This is a genomic window from Enterobacter sichuanensis (assembly GCF_002939185.1).
GTDB classification, from domain to species: domain Bacteria; phylum Pseudomonadota; class Gammaproteobacteria; order Enterobacterales; family Enterobacteriaceae; genus Enterobacter; species Enterobacter sichuanensis.
The window spans coordinates 90,867-107,468 of the sequence record NZ_POVL01000001.1; the positions used below are offsets into that span (position 1 = coordinate 90,867).

Consider the following 16,602-nt stretch of genomic DNA (forward strand, 5'->3'; position numbering starts at 1 on the left):
CCTGATGAGAGTGGCTTATAGTTAGAGTTATCAGGAACACCGCACCCGTGTGGCTAAGTATGTTGTATCCATCCCGACAATGATGTTCGGTGAGTAAGAAATCACTCAGAAGGGGATGCGCTATGGACGAGTACTCGCCAAAAAGGCATGATATCGCGCAGTTGAAATTTCTCTGCGAATCCTTGTACCATGACTGCCTTGCCAACCTTGATGAAAGCAACCATGGCTGGGTAAACGACCCAACGTCTGCCATCAATTTACAGTTGAATGAGCTGATAGAGCATATCGCAACCTTCGCACTTAATTATAAAATTAAGTACAATGAAGATAATAAGCTCATTGAGCAAATTGATGAATACCTGGATGACACCTTTATGTTGTTCAGCAGTTACGGCATTAACGCCCAGGATTTGCAAAAATGGCGTAAATCGGGAAACCGGCTATTCCGCTGTTTCGTCAACGTGAGCAGAGCTAACCCGGTTAGTCTTTCCTGTTAAAATTATTACAATTACTAATACTAAGGTGAATTTATGTCTGATAAACCACTCACTAAGATCGATTATTTGATGCGCCTGCGACGTTGTCAGTCAATTGACACCCTCGAACGCGTCATTGAAAAGAATAAATACGAGCTTTCTGATAATGAACTGGCGGTATTTTATTCAGCCGCTGACCATCGTCTTGCTGAGCTGACCATGAATAAGCTGTATGACAAAATCCCAACGTCGGTATGGAAATTTGTCCGTTAATCATTGAAAGGTGTCTGTAGAGTTCTACGCCACGTTCTGAACGATATTTACCTGTCCCGTTAGACCTCCTGTGCGTATGCCAGGTCTCCGTGTAAAACGTGTTCATCAGCAACAATGTTGTGACTACAGTCACACCAGCTTGTCGGGAACGTTCCCCTTCTGGTCTGTTCCGATTACCCTGCGGTAATGACATCCAGAGAGGTTTCCCATGAGCTTAGAAAAACAGAAGATGATTGCCGGTGAACATTACCGCCCCGGTGATGAGACGTTACGGGCCGACCGACTGCGAGCCCGCCATCTGATTTATCGCTATAACCACACCGCGCCGGATGAAAAAACAGAACGCCAGAACATTCTGGCGGAACTTCTGGGGCAAAGCGAAGGGGCTTATATTGAACCGAGCTTCCGCTGTGACTATGGATATAACATTTATCTCGGCAAAAACTTTTACGCTAACTTCGATTGCGTGATGCTGGATGTCTGCCCCATTCATATTGGCGATAACTGCATGCTCGCACCGGGTGTGCATATTTATACGGCTACCCATCCCCTGGACGCGGAAGCGCGTAATAGCGGCGTGGAGTTTGGAAAACCCGTCACCATTGGAAATAATGTCTGGCTCGGTGGTCGGGCGGTCATTAACCCTGGCGTCACGATAGGGGATAATGTGGTGGTGGCCTCCGGTGCTGTCGTGACGAAAGACGTTCCGGCTAACGTCGTCGTGGGCGGTAACCCGGCAAAAATCATCAAAACGCTGTGAGGGACTGGGAGCCAACTGTTATGGTCTTTTAGCGTCAGACTGTTACTTTTTTCAGCCTGATGGCTCCCCTAAAATTGGCGGTCACCCTGTATTGTCAACTCTCATGAAGGCAAAAAATGACCGAGATACAGCGCCTGCTCATCGCCACTATCGACGATCTTAACGTCCGCGAAAAGCGCGATAATCGCCCGCGCTTTAGCATTAGCTTTATCCGCAAACATCCTGGCCTGTTTGTCGCCATGTATGCCGCCTGGCTGGCGACGCTTATTGTGATGCTCAAGTCCGAAACGCTGGTGGACTCCGTCTGGCTGCTGGTGGTGCTGTTTGTCGTCTTTAATGCCTTTTTCTTTTTTGACGTGAACCCGCGCTACCGTTACGAAGATATCGATGTCCTCGATTTCCGGGTCTGCTACAACGGCGAATGGTACAACACGCGTTTCGTACCTGGGGAGCTTATCGACAGCATCATGCACTCTCCGGCAGTGGAAACCGAGCAAAAAGAGAAGCTGCAGAAGATGGTCTCCACTAAAGGCCAGCTCTCTTTCTACGATGTTTTTACCCTTTCCCGCCCTGCTGCTGCGTAATGAGCGCCTGAAGACGTCGGATCCCCGACGCAAACTGCGAAGCAGAGGTATTGCCGTAACCTAACACCAGACCGGTTTTCCCCTGCTTCGCCTCCAGGTAATACCCGCTCAACGCAGCGGGTGCCAGCTGAAACGCCCTCGCCTGCTCCACCAGCTTCTGGTCGTCAATCCCGTCTATCGCCAGCGTCAGATGCATGCCGCCTTCACCCGCCAGAATGCGGTGCGGGGTATGAAGCTCTGTGACCAGCACTTCCCGCAGCTGGCGGTAGCGTTTGCGATAGAGACGACGCATGGCGGCGAGATGGCGGGCATAATGGCCCTCTTCAATAAACAGCGCCAGGGTACGTTGCTCCGCGCGATGCCCTCCGCGCAATAGCGAGCCAATGGCCGGACGAGCCGCTGTCGCCAGCGCTGGCGGCAACACCATGAATCCCATTCTGAGCGACGGAAACAGCGTCTTACTGAACGTCCCCAGATAGACCACGGGAGCATTCGCCACCATTCCCAGCATCGCCGGTACGGGCTCACCGGCATAACGGAATTCGCTGTCGTAGTCGTCCTCAATAATCCAGGCGTTATGCTCTCTGGCCAGCGCCAGCAGGGCCAGACGCCGCCGGGCACTGAGCACGCTCCCGTAAGGAAACTGATGTGAGGGTGAGGTAAAAATTAACGCGGGAGAAGGTGCATTCAGTCCCTCCCAGCACATTCCCTCGTCATCCACCGGGATCCCCTTCATCGTCAGGCCGGTTTTAACAAACGCGCTTTTTGCCCCACTGTAGCCGGGGTTTTCTACCCAGGCGATATCCCCCGGCTCGCTCAACAGCATCGTGCACAGGTTGACGCCTTCAAGCGCGCCTTCAGTGATCACTATCTGGCTGGCGTCACAGTCAATGCCGCGGGACAAGGCAAGGTGCCGGGCAATCGCTGCCCGCAGCGACGGCTCGCCTGCGGGGTCGCCGTAGCCTAACAGGGCGCTTCCCTCCTCCCGCATCACGCGGTCATACAACCGCCGCCATAGCGGCAGAGGGAAATAGTTAATGGCGGGTGTCCCCGGCGTAAAGGCAAGAACCGGGGTATCCCGCTGCACCGGTGCAGGCAGCAGGCTGACCCGTCTGGCAAGCGTGATGGCAGGGTCCGGCAATGACCTCGGGACAGCACGCTGCGCAAACAGTGTTACCCGCGTACCCTGGCGATTACGCTGCAGATACCCTTCGAGGGTGAGCTGGTCCAGCGCCGCATTGACGGTATTGCGGGAAAGGGAGAGCTGCCGGGCCAGCGTGCGCGAACCGGGAAGCTGGCTGCCGGAGCGGAGTCTTCCGCTCAGAATGGCCTCCCGCAAAGCCAGATAGAGCGTACGCTGGAGCGTCTCCTCGCCACGTTTTTTCAGCGCTGCATTGAGCAAGGTATACAGTTCATCACCCGGAATATTCATCTCACCTCCTCGTGGCACCATCAAAACATAACCTGGTGGTTCTTTTTAAGGAACCAGCAATTCATTAGTCTGGAACTCTTTTCAACGTCACGGAGATGAAGATGAATACAATCAATCAGTTTGGGCAGCCCGTGGGCGAACCGCTTATCGACTGGCAACCCCGTCCACATCCGTCCCGGGTGGTACTTCAGGGTCGTTACTGCCGGCTTGAGCCGCTGCGGGTGGAGCATGCCAACGCGCTGTTCTGCGCGTATGCTCAGGCCGAAGATACCCGCAGCTGGACGTGGCTGCTGCGTGAGCCCGATGCCACCGCAGAGGCGTTCGCCGGATGGGTCGCTAGCGTGAGTGAGTTATCCGATCCCATGCACTTCACCGTTATCGATAACCAGACCCAATCTCCGGTCGGCACGCTGGCCCTGATGCGGATCGATCCTAAAAACGGCGTTGTGGAGGTGGGGCACGTTCACTTCTCTCCCCTGTTAAGCCGCACACCTATGTCAACAGAAGCGCAATATCTGCTGATGCAGTATGTTTTTGATACCCTTGGTTACCGGCGTTATGAATGGAAATGCAATAGTCTGAACGAACCGTCCCGCAAAGCGGCCCTGCGTCTGGGTTTTCAGTTTGAGGGGCGTTTTCGCCAGGCGCTGGTGACAAAAGGACATAACCGGGACACCGACTGGTTTTCAATCCTCGACAAAGAGTGGCCAGCGCTGGCAAGCGCATTTGAAGGCTGGCTTGCCACCGACAATTTTACTGCCGATGGCAAACAGAAAAGATCCCTGGAAAGCTGGCGAGTAACGCGCGTCTAGCGTCTTTTTTTACGTCCCTGAACCGCCTTAAAACGCGGATTAGATTTGCAAATCACATATAAGCGTCCCTTGCGTTTGACTATCTGGCAATCCGGGTGACGCTGTTTTGCGCTACGTAATGAGTTAAGTACCTGCATGATTAGCCCCGCTTCGCATTGATAAAACCGCCATAACGCTTACGGAAGCGCGCTGCGCTGCCATCCGTGGAGAACGTTTTCTGCTTGCCGGTATAAAACGGGTGCGATTTTGACGAGACATCAAGGGTGATGTACGGATACGTTTCACCGTCGAGCTCAATTTCGCGGTCGGTGCTAATGGTTGAGCCAATTTTAAAATATTCATTGGCGCTGGTGTCGTGGAAGACCACGGTGCGATAAGTGGGATGGATATCTGGTTTCATCATAAACCTCTTATGTTTTGTTATAACATAACAAAATAATATCCGGGCCAGGCTATAAAAACAACCCCCCTCAATCAGGGTGATATTTTCGGGTTTCCCTGAGATAAAATGAAAACCATGCCACCCACGTGCTATAACTATATCATTTCGCGGTAAAAAACTTTCTCTTCAGGCAGGGAACTCAGTGCTCAGGAGCGGGCATACGAGGAAGGAAACGACAGCATGAAAACCCGACATCTGGTCAGTCTGGTGACCGGCATACTTATCTTTTCTGTGCTGGTCCCCATTTGCCTGAGCATCTGGCTGGCTCATCGCCAGGCGGAAGATAAATTTGTCGATGCCCTGGATAACTATGCCTCACGCGTGCTGATACGCACCGACAGGGTCGTGGATCAGGCGAAAGAAGCGCTCGATCACCTGCAGGCCTTTGAGGGCGTGCCGTGTAGCCCTTTGCATTTGAGGGAGATGCGACGGGTCGCTTTCTCGTGGCGATATATCCAGGAAGTGATTTATATCGACAGCCTCAAACCGCTCTGCTCCTCCCTGGAGCAAACCAGTCATGCGTCCCCTTTCCCGCCGCCAATGCGCATTACCGAAGATGGTTACAGCGCATGGCTGACCACCCAAAACGATCTTGGGTTTAATCACTATATGGCTGTGCTGGGTAAAGGGCATTATCTGGTCATGGTCGATCCGGCTTCGCTGGTGGATGTGATCCCTTTCGGTGAGATAGCGATTGATGCCGCCCTGGTCGGAAGTGCAACACGCCGCATCTTCGCCAGCAGCAATACGCTCGATCCGCACATCCGGGACATGATTAAGGATCAGGAGATGACCAGCGTACAGTACGACGGTTCGATGTATGTGATGAAGCCCGTCCCCGAACTGGGGTTTACCGTTGTCGCATGGGCGACGCTCAAACCGCTGGCTGAAACCTGGCACCGGCAGCTGCTGTTCTGGCTGCCCTTCGGCATCCTGATAAGCCTGCTTGCCGCGCTTTTTGTCCTGCGGATACTGCGTCGCATCCAGTCCCCGCGCAATCGCCTGCTTGACGCCATTAACAGCCGCGATTTTGTGGTTCACTATCAGCCCATCGTGGCGCTGTGTAGCGGGAAAATTGTTGGCGCAGAAGCGCTGACACGCTGGCCCCAGCCAGATGGAAGCAGTCTTTCTCCTGATATCTTTGTGCCGCTGGCCGAGCAAACGGGGCTCATTTCGCAGCTGACGCAGTTGGTTATCGAAAAAGTATTTGAAGACATGGGCCACTGGCTGCATCTGCACGGCGACCAGCACATCTCCATTAACCTCGCCCCCGCCGATTTGACCTCCGGCACGCTGCCACCGCTGCTGAGCCACTTACTGAATAAGTGGCAAGTCCATCCCGGCCAGATCGCCCTTGGGTTAACCGAGCGTGGCTTTGCCGATCCTCAAATTAGCGCGCCGGCTATCGCCGCATTCCGCCGGGCGGGCCATCCTGTCTATATTGATGATTTTGGAACGGGCTATTCCAGCCTGAGCTATCTGCAGGACCTTGATGTCGACACGCTCAAGATTGATAAATCATTCGTGGATGCGCTGGAGTATAAAAACGTGACGCCGCACATTATTGAAATGGCGAAATCGCTGAAGCTGGCGATGGTCGCGGAGGGAGTCGAAACCGCAGGGCAACTCGCCTGGCTGCACCGACACGGCGTGCAATATGGGCAGGGGTGGTACTACAGCAAAGCGCTGCCCAAAACGGAATTTATTCTCTGGGCAGAACACAACCTCGAAACGCACGCTACTTAAGATAAGATTTGATCACCTGCAACACCACGCCAAGATCGGCTTCACGCTGCGCTTCTTCGGGCTCTTTCACCACGTGATCGGTTAAATGCCCTTCGATCACCTGCATCATCATGCCGTTAACCGCGCCACGGATCGCCGCCAGTTGCTGTAGCACCTCGGCGCATTCGTGATCGCTGTTCAGCATTTTCTCCAGAGCGTTACTCTGCCCCTGAATTTTCTTCAGGCGGGTCAATAACATTTTCTTGTCGCGAACGGTATGTGACATCGGGCGATCCCTTCTCTTCTTTGGCATTCAAAGCATATCACGCTCTACTCCCCCTGAGTATTTTTTTACTGGGGGGTAGTATTAATCTACTGGGGGGGAGTACTATCTGAGCACGCTTTCCACTCCGGAATTTCCCATGAACGATTTTGCTTCACTTCTGCAGCAGGGCAATGCCTGGCTGTTTGTTCCCAGCGCTATTCTGCTCGGCGCGCTACACGGCCTGGAGCCGGGCCACTCAAAAACGATGATGGCGGCCTTTATTGTGGCCATCCGCGGCACGCTGAAGCAGGCGGTGCTGCTCGGTCTGGCAGCCACACTTTCCCATACGGCGGTAGTCTGGGTTATTGCCATGGCAGGATTATGGTTTGGTCGGGGCTGGGATGCGCATACTTCAGAGCCCTGGTTCCAGCTGATATCGGGAGTCTTGATCGTCCTGATCGCCCTGTGGATGGCGTGGCGGACCTGGAAAGAGGGCCAGCCGCACGATCATCATCATCACCACCATCATCACGACCACGACCATGACCATGACCATGACCATGACCATGACCATGACCATGTCCACCAGCATGATCACCACCACGAACATCCGCTGGTTGATGACGAGTGGCAGGACGCTCACCAGCGCGCCCACGCGCAGGATATTAACCGGCGCTTCAGCGGCCAAAACGTCACCACCGGACAGATCGTGGTGTTTGGCCTGACCGGCGGGCTCATCCCCTGCCCGGCATCCATCACCGTTCTTCTCATCTGCCTGCAGCTCAAGCATTTTGCCCTTGGCGCGACGCTGGTCTTCAGCTTCAGTATTGGTCTGGCGATCACCCTGGTCGCTTCCGGCGCGATTGCCGCCTTAAGCCTCAAACATGCGACAAAACGCTGGCCCGGGTTTAGCGAACTTTCCCGAAAAGCGCCGTGGATCTCCGCTGCGCTGATTACTGTTGTAGGGATTTACATGAGCCTGCACGGCCTGAGCGGGATTCTGGGGTAAGCAGGCGGCCACGCCCTGTGGCCGCCTCTCACGGGTCAGTTAAGCGTCTGCCGCCAGCTGAAGGTATAACGCAGCTGGCGTTGCTGGAGAATAAATTCCGGCGAGACGCTGGGGCTCCAGGAGTCGTCGCCGCCCACGCCCATATGGAATGCATCAAGATTGAGCCAGCATCCCGGCTCTGCACGCAGCAGATGCTGATGGGTTGTCTCTCGCAGCTGCTGCTGGCTGTAGCGGCTCACCGAGAAATGGAAGCGGCCATCCAGCTGATGCGTTCCCAGCACCAGCTCGCGGGTATCACAGCGCAAGCCATTTTCCGTCGGGAAGATATACGGCGTATGCATGGCCTCGAGGGGCAATCTCCAGCGCCCCTGCTGTGCCGCCAGTTTTCGGTCCGGATAGTTTTCATGCGGGCCCAGCCCCAGCCAGCGAACGTTGTCCGGCGTTTCGGCGAGATGCACGCTCAGGCCAACGCGCGCGGGTTCCGGGATATCGGACGCAATATCCACCTGAATATCGCCGTGCAACCTCCCCTGGCAGTCCACGCGCCACACCTTACGACTCAGGAACAGCGCTTTTCCGCGATATTCCCAGGCATGCAGCGTCGTCACTACAGCCTCATTGGCACGCTGCTCGCCTTCACAATGCAACACCCGCGGGGTTAAATCGTACATTCCCGCCGCCTTCCAGCGCTCAACCCATGCATCAGGATCAATTCGCGTGGCCTCGCTTACGCCGATATCATTATCCAGCGGCGCGCGGGTAAAGTTATCCCTCAGCGGTGAACGCAGCGTTTCAACACCATTGTTCAGCCACTGCGTCAGGTTTCCTGAAGCACGATCGAAAAGCCATCGCTGCTGCCGGTGCGTCAGGATCAGCATGGCGTCGCTTTGCGTCAGCACCGGCGGCTCACCCACCGGGTCAGACTGTGCGATAAACAGCGGCGTCGGGAGCTGCCACTGCGCCCAGGCACAGCGATGGTTGGCAGGTGACCACGGCGTCGCCCGCGGCTGATAAACCTCAACGTTCAGCCAGACTTCACCCGGTTCAGCCTTTATCTCTGGCAGGGCGATCTCCAGACGCTGAGCGCCTTCAGGCGCCATCGCGAGCGTCACCTCGCCCGAGGCCAGCACCTCCCCGTCCCGGGCAACCGTCCATCTCAGCACCTCGTTATCGGTGTGACGGAACAGGTAGCCGCTTTGCACCTCTATCACCAGCGGAGAGGTGCTGACCCGCGTAAAGGTGAAGAATTGCTGTGCGCGTTGCGCCTCATACAGTGCCGGATGCGGTGTGCGATCGGGGAACACCAGCCCGTTCAGGCAGAACTGCCGGTCATTCGGTTTATCGCCAAAATCACCGCCGTAGGCCCAGAAGGCGTTGCCCTTTTCGTCTCTCTTCGTCAAAGCCTGATCGACCCAGTCCCAGACAAACCCACCCTGCAGGCGAGGATGGCTGCGAAACGCCTGCCAGTATTTCGCGAACCCGCCGAAGCTGTTACCCATCGCATGTGCGTATTCGCAGAGGATCAGCGGCCGCGTTTCATCCGGCATGCCGATCCATTTCTTGATCGACCATTTCGGCACCGCCGGGAAAGGCTGATCCTGATCGACACGGGCGTACATCGGACAGACGATATCCGTCGCCGCTGTATTCGCCCCACCGCCTTCGTATTGTACCGGACGCGTCGGGTCCGTGGATTTCACCCAGCGATACAGTGCGTCGTGGTTTGCGCCGTGCCCGGACTCATTGCCCAGCGACCAGATGATAATGGAGGGGTGATTACGATCGCGCTGCACCATGCGGGTCACACGCTCGCTCATGGCGGGCAGCCAGCGCGGATCGTCAGCAAGACGGCTCATCGGCACCATGCCGTGAGTTTCGATATTGGCTTCATCAACAACGTACAGGCCATAGCGATCGCACAGCCGGTACCACAGGGGGTGGTTCGGGTAGTGCGAGCAGCGCACGGCGTTGAAGTTGTGCTGTTTCATCAGTTCGATATCGCGACGCATCGTCGCTTCGTCCATCACCTGGCCGTTTTCCGGATGATGCTCGTGCCGGTTAACCCCGCGGATCAGCAGGGGTTTACCGTTGAGTTTCAACAGACCGTTGCTGATTTCAACCCGGCGGAAGCCAACGTCGCAGGCTTCACTCTCCAGCACGTTGCCCTGCGCATCGCGAAGCGCGATCGTCAGGCGATAGAGTTCCGGCGTTTCCGCACTCCATAACGCGGGGGACACCACGGGGATTGCCGCCGTTAACCGCTCGGCCCAGTTTCCGCGTTCATCCACAATGGCAGAGCCAGGCTGTTGGGTGACGCTTGCACAGCGCTCACCGTTGCGCCACAAGGTCATCGCCACGTCGCACGCCGCGAAGTCAGCGCCCGCCAGCGCGACCTCCACGTTCAGCACCGCGCGGTCCAGATCCGCGTTCAGGTCGGTAACAACATGGTAATCCGCAATGTGCGTCTCAGGCTTATGCAGCAGGGACACATCGCGGAAAATACCGCTCATGCGCCACATGTCCTGATCTTCCAGATAACTGCCGTCGCACCAGCGCAAGACCATGACCGCGAGGCGGTTCTGCCCGGGGCGTAATGCCGTTGTCAGGTCAAATTCAGCGGGCAGTCGACTGTCCTGGGAGTAACCTATCCACTGCCCGTTGCACCACAAATGAAACGCCGCGTTCACGCCGTCAAAAATAATGCGGGTTTGCCCGGCCTGTAAGACGTCCATGTCAAATGTGAGCGAGTAACAACCGGTAGGATTTTCTTGCGGAACAAAAGGCGGGTTAACCGGTATCGGATAAGTCACATTGGTGTAGACGGGCGTGTCAAATCCCTGCATCTGCCAGTTAGACGGCACGGGCATGGCCACAGCATCTGCGCCATCTTCGGTGACCCATGCCTGAGGAACCTGCTCGGGGGCAGCAAAGTAGCTGAACCGCCACATCCCATTGAGGCAGCGCCTGCTGACAGATCCGGCGTCATCCCGGGCGGATTGTTCATCACGCCAGCTGTATAACGGCGTGTGTGCCGCCAGACGGTTCCACTGGGTAACCCCCGGGTTTTCCCAGTCACGTCGGGCGAGAATGGCGCTGAGGGTCAGCGATGGAGTATGGGACATAATAACCTCTTTGCGAAGCGCTCACAATTTTCGTTAACATGCCCTGGCATCCGATAACGGTAAAGCGATCGTTTGCGGGGTAGCGAGTCAGATCACAAAAGTCTTACTTGCGGGCCAGCTGCTCCGCCAGTAGTGCCAGGCTTCTGAGCTGTTGCGCCAGCGTCTCGTGCTCCGCCTGCAGGGGGGTGTGGCGCGCGCTGGAGTGGCGGGTCACCAGCGTCACCGGCAGCTGAACCTGCCAGCACGCTTCGTCCCCGGTGGGCGCCAGCAACCACTCCACGCTGCGTTCGCCTGCCTCGCGAAACGCCTGGCGAATGGTCGTCAACGGTGGGGAAAACCAGGCGCTGTCCGCCGTATCGTCGAACCCGACCACGGATATCTGACCCGGGATCGCGATCCCTTTTTCCGCGCAGGCGCGCATCACCCCGAGGGCCATTTGATCGTTGGCCACCAGAATCGCATCCGGTAATGCCGGCGCAGATAACAGCAAATGCCCCTTCTCATATCCGCTGGCCGCGCTCCAGTCACCGCAGGCCACGGCGGCGGCGTCAAGACCCGCCCCTGCCAGCGTCGCTTTCCAGCCCGCCAGACGTGCCCGTGCGGAGACCGAACTTTCCGGCCCGCTCAGCAGGGCAATGCGCTGATGACCCAGCGAAAGCAGATGCTCAACGCCCAGACGTGCGCCCTCCACGGCATTAAAGATGAGACTATTGACCTGCGCTGAAGGGGATACATCGAGAAACAGCACCGGGACAGGCGATGCCAGCGCCCTGAGCTGTTCGGCATGCGGATCGTCAAGCGGAACATTCACCAGCAGCGCTTCCACGCGCTGCGCCAGCAAGGCCTGAATCGCGGCCTGACACTGGTGCGGCTGTTCCACCATGGAAATGAGGACGCTCGCCCCCTGTTCTGCCGCCCGGGATTTCACTGCCGAGACAATTTGCGAAGGGGCGTGCAGGGCCAGATCGGTGGTGATGAGCCCCAGCGTGCGGGTGCGTTTACCCGCCAGCTGCTGTGCCCGAAGGTTAGGCACATAGTGCAGCTCCGCCATCGCCTGCTGCACCTTTTCCCGGGTGCGGGCAGACACATGTTCCGCGTCGTTAATGACGCGGGAAACGGTCTGATAAGAAACCCCCGCAAGGAGGGCGACATCATAGAGTGTGATTGCTTTCATACATGCTGGCATCGCGTGTTTCGGGGGGCCTATTCTGGCACAGCGACGCCATGAAAACATGTGAGCGCTTCGCAAATTAAACAACCCGCTCCGGCTGGGGGATGTCCTCAATCCGCGGCTTCTGACGGAACCAGGGCAGACAGAGCTGGATAAGCGGGCCAATAGTCAGGGCATACAATACGGTTCCCACCCCAAACGTGCCGCCAAGCACGCAGCCAATCAGCAGGACAGACACCTCAATGGAGGTACGCACGCTGCGAATAGACCATCCCATCCGGGCATGAATGCCGGTCATCAGGCCATCGCGCGGGCCCGGGCCGAAACCGGCTCCGATGTACATGCTGGTCGCAATCGCGTTCATCACAATCCCGCCCACCAGCAGCGTGAGTCTAATGGGCAACGAACTCACCTCCGGGATGAATGCCATGCTGGCATCCGCCGCCAGACCAATACAAATCACGTTACTGATTGTGCCGAGCCCCGGCATCTGACGCAGGGGGATCCACAGCAGCAGTACCGCGGCACCGGTTAAAATGATCACCATCCCGATACTCATCCCCAGCTGCATCCCTACCCCAAGGTGAAAAACATCCCAGGGATCGACCCCTAAATCGGAACGAATAAACATCGCGGTGGAAAGGCCATACAGCCCCAGACCGACATACAGTTGTAGCAGACGACGTACCATTTTTCGCTTCTCCAGTGAACCAGGCTTTCATCCTGACCTAAAATGGCACTATGATTAATGTCCAGTTTTCAAATAGTGGACTGCATATGTCATCACGCCGCTTCGGAAGCCAGTCTCTGATACGCCTGTTAGGCCACTGGCAGCAAACCTCTTCCCGCACGCCACTCTGGCGTCAGCTGGCCGATGCATTGCGTCTGTTAATCCTTGATGGCCGGCTGGCACTGAATACGCGGCTGCCGGGCGAGCGCGAACTGGCCTCTGCGCTGGACGTAAGCCGAACCACCATCAGCAGCGCCCTCGCCCATCTGCGTGAAGAAGGTTACCTCGAAAGCCGTCACGGCAGCGGGTCACGCGTGATCCTCCCGGATGCACGCGCCGTTCCTACCCTCTCAGCGGCGAGTGCCGCACTGGATCTCTCCACCGCCGCCCTCAACGCCGGACCAGAGATCCACCAGGCGTATACCCATGCGCTCACGGCCATTACGCAGCACCTCTCGCTGACGGGCTACGACCAGCTTGGGCTGCCGGCACTGCGGGAAGCCATTGCTGCGCGCTATACCGCGCGAGGTCTTCCCACCCGTGCGGATGAAGTGATGGTGGTGAATGGCGCCGTCAGCGGCTTTGCGCTGGTGCTGCGGATGATGACCGGACCGGGGGATCGCGTCGTGGTTGATCATCCCACCTATCCGCTGGCGATTGCCGCCATCCAGGGGGCGCAGTGTCGGCCCGTGGGGGTGTCGCTGCCGGAAACGGGCTGGGATACGGACGGCTTCGCGGCAACGCTTGCCCAGACAGCGCCGCGGCTGGCGTATCTGATGCCAGACTTTCATAACCCGACCGGGCGATGTATGGATAGCGCCACCCGTCAGGCCATCACCGATATTGCCGCACAAACCCGTACGGCACTGGTAGTGGATGAGACGATGGTGGATCTCTGGTTTGATTCGCCTCCCCCACCGCCGCTGGCCGCCTTTAACCCGCAGGCCACCGTCATCACGCTGGGCTCTGCCGGAAAAAGTTTCTGGGGCGGGCTGCGTCTCGGCTGGATCCGCGCCTCCTCGCGCACTATCGCCATGCTTGCCCAGACGCGGGACACGCTGGATTTAGGATCGCCGCTGCTGGAGCAACTGGCAACGCTGTGGCTCATGAACAACAGCGAGACCTTTCTGCCCGCACGCCGGAAGATGCTGGCTGAGCGACGCGATCGCTGCGGTGACATTTTGCGTGAACATTTCCCGGAGTGGACATTTCATGAAGCGGAAGGCGGGCTTTCTTACTGGATAGAACTCCCGGGCATGCTGGCAACGCAGCTTGCTGCGCGAGCCGAGATTCTGGGGATCAACCTGGGGACCGGAACGCGATTTGGTTTATCGGGCGCGTTTGACCGCTACTTACGCATGCCCTTCTCGCTCGAACCGGCAGAACTTGAAAAGGCATTGCTGCGGATCAAACCGCTATGGCTTGCTCTGAATAAAAACGTGCCACCGGTGAAACGCAGCGTCATTTAATATTTAAAAGTTTGAAGCAGATCATAAAATAAAAACTGCTGACTGTAACAGATGCAGTCAGCAGTTTTCACCGTTCAGTCGTTAATGCTGAGCAGGAATAGGAAAACCTTTCAGTGAAATAACGAAGCTTTCACCGTCTTTCTTTATTTTTGCGCCCGTATCACACCAGTCAGACGCAATACGAAAGAACTCATCACTTCCGACATTCCAGCCAAGACGTACATGCTTCACGTAGCCTGAACGCAACAGATCGCAGGCCTCTTTGTAGTCACTGGCAGTTGACAGTTGTTGTTTCATTTTCTCTTCTTCAGCAGTTTACGTAGAGCTTTGATTTCTTTAGGAGTAAAAGGAGAAACACTCTCTTCTTCCGTATGCTGATTATCAATATCCTCTTCCGATACTCCCGCCTCTTCTACTGCTTCAAACGCCAGCAGCAGCAGTTTCTCTGTCGTCACGCTTAAATTCTCGTTATTGTGTTCCGCATAGTGGCGAAGCCTTTCTTTAAGCGCGTCATCGATCTTCACGTTTAATACTGCAGTAGCCATGTTTGTCACTTCCCTTCGGAATAAGTACTTTATTTAATACACGAAGTTAACAATGTTATCCAGATATATATTTTTTTGAATTATGTTAGAAAAAAGACATCCGATTATAAAATGCCAGTCTATTATTACAGGTTTATGACAATAATATTTCAGCGAGATGAAATATATATTACATGCTATAAGCTTAGTCTTAATGGGGATTAACGTCTCAGAAAGAGACAAAAATCAGGGGAAGAACGCCGGGAGCCACAAATGGGTGGGTCCCTGACGGCTAGCTATAACTCTTATTTTCAGTGACATAGGGTGCGGTCATGCGGGGAAAATAGCGTTACGGATTAGCTTAATGAGATTGCCGATGCGAAAGCATCGCCCGGCAATATTGAATTCAGGGGGAGAAATAAACCGATCAGGATGCAGGGGGCGTTAACGGCTGAACGTCATTGCTATTCACCCAGCCATGCGTCGTTTTTCCGCTACGGGCGACAAACTCTACCTCTGCCCAGCCAGCCTGGGTTTGTATTACCCCTACTACGTCTCCTTTAACGATCCAGGCTTTACGCCGGGTCGCGGCATCAGGCGTAGAGCTCAGATAAGCCCGCGGGCTGCTTACCTTCATCAGCGTTTGCCACTGTGTCTGCCGCGTCCTCTCCAGTTCCAGACCTGTCGCAATTTCAGGCATCAGCACATTCATACACCCAGCATGGTTTTGCCCATCAGGAATGGCTAATGTGACACCCGCGGTATTCGCGGCAATATGGCCCGCGAGCACAGAGGAAGACCATGAAGTGATGGTGTCTGGCTGTTGCGCTGAAACATGGCCTGTCAGAAAGAAAGTGCAGGTACGTTTTACGCTGTCTTCAGCCGATTCAGAGTAATATCCGGTGATATTGCCCGTCGGTGAGACGGCGAGTAACAAACCTTCATATACGCCAGACTGTAGCGTCGTGGCATACGAAGAAAACGCCGCCATTAAGGCTGAAAAACCGCAAACTATGCGCATCATTTTAATTTTCATCTCCGCCCCTTCTCCAGGCTTTCATAAGTTCTGCGAATTTTAACGTCATAATCACCGAAATCGCTTCCGTTATAGTTGAATGCCATATTATAAAAGTCCTTATTTACCATTGCCGACAGTAGTGAGCTGTTCTTATTGCACAAATGTAAAAAAGAAATTAATTGCTTACCGGCATTAGACTTCATATCTTTTAAAAATGTGCCGAGATCTTTATAACCGCACGATTCGTAATTAAACCCCATAATCTGGAACATCCCCCATGAACACGATTTTATCGCAGCTTCGGCATCAAGTGCATAAGCCTTCGCCAGGGTATTCCATGCAGAAAGCTGGTCGATATTGTTTTTTTACCATTCCGGACCCGCTTTCTTTACATATTTATAAGACAAAAAAGGGTGGGTTTGATCGTATTTCCTTTTGGTGTATTTACGGAAAATATGCGCTTCATACGCAATAATCGGTAGATTTAAAGCATTAAACCCAGATCGTCCGCCCGACTTCACAATAGAAAAAGCTTTGATGATATTCAGTTCTACCCGACGATTAAGATTTTCCCAGGCTTCAGTAAAGTCCTGCTCCGTCAGCGATACAGCCCCATCAATTCCAGGTGCCATCAGCTTGCTTCGCTCAAGGGTTTCATCTGCTACGTTGTAGCGCTCTTTTCTCAGATAATTGTTAACCAGCTGACGGACGCTATTTTCATTGGCAGAAGGTTGCCTAAAAAATGAAGACGTGAAAGACGATTGTTGATACACAAGGGGATATTTCATCG

The 16,602-nt window shown here is 55.2% G+C and carries 18 protein-coding genes and 1 pseudogene; 8 read left to right on the top strand and 11 right to left on the bottom strand.

What is annotated here, in order from left to right:
- Positions 1-122: 122 nt before the first annotated feature.
- The 4 genes from tomB (at position 123) to C5687_RS00440 (ending at position 2,093) form a co-directional block, all read left to right on the top strand.
- Positions 123-497: an Hha toxicity modulator TomB gene (tomB, locus tag C5687_RS00425; RefSeq protein WP_008499288.1), complete on the top strand. Its 375-nt coding sequence runs from the start codon at positions 123-125 to the stop codon at positions 495-497.
- A gap of 33 nt (positions 498-530) precedes the next feature.
- Positions 531-749 carry an HHA domain-containing protein gene (locus tag C5687_RS00430; RefSeq protein ID WP_008499287.1) on the top strand — a complete coding sequence of 73 codons (219 nt, stop codon included), beginning with the start codon at positions 531-533 and terminating at the stop codon, positions 747-749.
- Positions 750-957: 208 nt separating this feature from the next.
- A complete protein-coding gene (gene maa / locus C5687_RS00435; protein ID WP_047957900.1) occupies positions 958-1,509 on the top strand; it encodes a maltose O-acetyltransferase in 552 nt (183 codons plus the stop codon).
- 116 nt (positions 1,510-1,625) lie between these two features.
- Positions 1,626-2,093: a YlaC family protein gene (locus tag C5687_RS00440; protein ID WP_059385616.1), complete on the top strand. Its 468-nt coding sequence runs from the start codon at positions 1,626-1,628 to the stop codon at positions 2,091-2,093.
- Here C5687_RS00440 and pdxR read toward each other — a convergent pair.
- Positions 2,065-3,525, bottom strand: a complete 1,461-nt coding sequence (gene pdxR, locus C5687_RS00445; protein ID WP_104556214.1) for a MocR-like pyridoxine biosynthesis transcription factor PdxR — start codon at positions 3,523-3,525, stop codon at positions 2,065-2,067. The two genes, C5687_RS00440 and pdxR, sit on opposite strands and share 29 nt — an antisense overlap.
- A 101-nt stretch (positions 3,526-3,626) precedes the next feature.
- Here pdxR and C5687_RS00450 point away from each other — a divergent pair, with 101 nt between their 5' ends.
- Entirely contained in the window at positions 3,627-4,337 is a 711-nt protein-coding gene (locus C5687_RS00450; RefSeq protein WP_047957897.1) for a GNAT family N-acetyltransferase, read from the top strand.
- Here the strand turns inward: C5687_RS00450 and ykgO are convergent.
- Positions 4,334-4,474: a type B 50S ribosomal protein L36 gene (ykgO, locus tag C5687_RS00455; protein ID WP_003859006.1), complete on the bottom strand. Its 141-nt coding sequence runs from the start codon at positions 4,472-4,474 to the stop codon at positions 4,334-4,336. The genes C5687_RS00450 and ykgO overlap by 4 nt on opposite strands.
- Positions 4,475-4,476: 2 nt before the next feature.
- A complete protein-coding gene (locus C5687_RS00460) occupies positions 4,477-4,737 on the bottom strand; it encodes a type B 50S ribosomal protein L31 (RefSeq protein WP_047957896.1) in 261 nt (86 codons plus the stop codon).
- Between the two features lie 222 nt (positions 4,738-4,959).
- Here C5687_RS00460 and C5687_RS00465 point away from each other — a divergent pair, with 222 nt between their 5' ends.
- Positions 4,960-6,525 (top strand): EAL domain-containing protein, encoded by a 1,566-nt coding sequence (locus C5687_RS00465; protein WP_104556215.1) that lies wholly within the window; start codon positions 4,960-4,962, stop codon positions 6,523-6,525.
- Here the strand turns inward: C5687_RS00465 and C5687_RS00470 are convergent.
- Positions 6,518-6,790 carry a metal/formaldehyde-sensitive transcriptional repressor gene (locus tag C5687_RS00470; protein WP_024906840.1) on the bottom strand — a complete coding sequence of 91 codons (273 nt, stop codon included), beginning with the start codon at positions 6,788-6,790 and terminating at the stop codon, positions 6,518-6,520. The genes C5687_RS00465 and C5687_RS00470 overlap by 8 nt on opposite strands.
- Positions 6,791-6,926: 136 nt before the next feature.
- Between C5687_RS00470 and C5687_RS00475 the strand changes: the two genes are divergently transcribed.
- Positions 6,927-7,778 carry a nickel/cobalt efflux protein RcnA gene (locus C5687_RS00475; RefSeq protein ID WP_104556216.1) on the top strand — a complete coding sequence of 284 codons (852 nt, stop codon included), beginning with the start codon at positions 6,927-6,929 and terminating at the stop codon, positions 7,776-7,778.
- A gap of 35 nt (positions 7,779-7,813) precedes the next feature.
- On the opposite strand, the gene C5687_RS00480 is transcribed toward C5687_RS00475, so the two are convergent.
- The 3 genes from C5687_RS00480 to yczE form a co-directional block, all read right to left on the bottom strand.
- Entirely contained in the window at positions 7,814-10,900 is a 3,087-nt protein-coding gene (locus C5687_RS00480; RefSeq protein ID WP_104556217.1) for a beta-galactosidase, read from the bottom strand.
- A gap of 103 nt (positions 10,901-11,003) precedes the next feature.
- Positions 11,004-12,074 carry a LacI family DNA-binding transcriptional regulator gene (locus C5687_RS00485; protein ID WP_104556218.1) on the bottom strand — a complete coding sequence of 357 codons (1,071 nt, stop codon included), beginning with the start codon at positions 12,072-12,074 and terminating at the stop codon, positions 11,004-11,006.
- Between the two features lie 76 nt (positions 12,075-12,150).
- Positions 12,151-12,762: a membrane protein YczE gene (gene yczE, locus C5687_RS00490; protein WP_095451572.1), complete on the bottom strand. Its 612-nt coding sequence runs from the start codon at positions 12,760-12,762 to the stop codon at positions 12,151-12,153.
- A gap of 86 nt (positions 12,763-12,848) precedes the next feature.
- Between yczE and yczR the strand changes: the two genes are divergently transcribed.
- Positions 12,849-14,270, top strand: coding sequence for a MocR-like transcription factor YczR (gene yczR / locus C5687_RS00495; protein ID WP_095451573.1), 1,422 nt, complete (start codon positions 12,849-12,851; stop codon positions 14,268-14,270).
- 81 nt (positions 14,271-14,351) lie between these two features.
- On the opposite strand, the gene C5687_RS00500 is transcribed toward yczR, so the two are convergent.
- The 4 genes and pseudogenes from C5687_RS00500 to C5687_RS24950 all read right to left on the bottom strand — a co-directional run bounded on the left by C5687_RS00500 (position 14,352) and on the right by C5687_RS24950 (position 16,600).
- Positions 14,352-14,567, bottom strand: coding sequence for a hypothetical protein (locus C5687_RS00500; RefSeq protein ID WP_023334722.1), 216 nt, complete (start codon positions 14,565-14,567; stop codon positions 14,352-14,354).
- Positions 14,564-14,815: a hypothetical protein gene (locus C5687_RS00505; RefSeq protein WP_025756163.1), complete on the bottom strand. Its 252-nt coding sequence runs from the start codon at positions 14,813-14,815 to the stop codon at positions 14,564-14,566. Before C5687_RS00505 ends, C5687_RS00500 begins: the two co-directional genes overlap by 4 nt.
- A 406-nt stretch (positions 14,816-15,221) precedes the next feature.
- The gene (locus C5687_RS24945; RefSeq protein WP_094918587.1) at positions 15,222-15,830 is read right to left on the bottom strand and encodes an SH3 domain-containing protein; all 609 of its coding nucleotides are present in this window, start codon (positions 15,828-15,830) and stop codon (positions 15,222-15,224) included.
- A pseudogene (locus C5687_RS24950) lies at positions 15,827-16,600 on the bottom strand (N-acetylmuramidase domain-containing protein). Before C5687_RS24950 ends, C5687_RS24945 begins: the two are co-directional and overlap by 4 nt.
- Between the last annotated feature and the right edge of the window lie 2 nt (positions 16,601-16,602).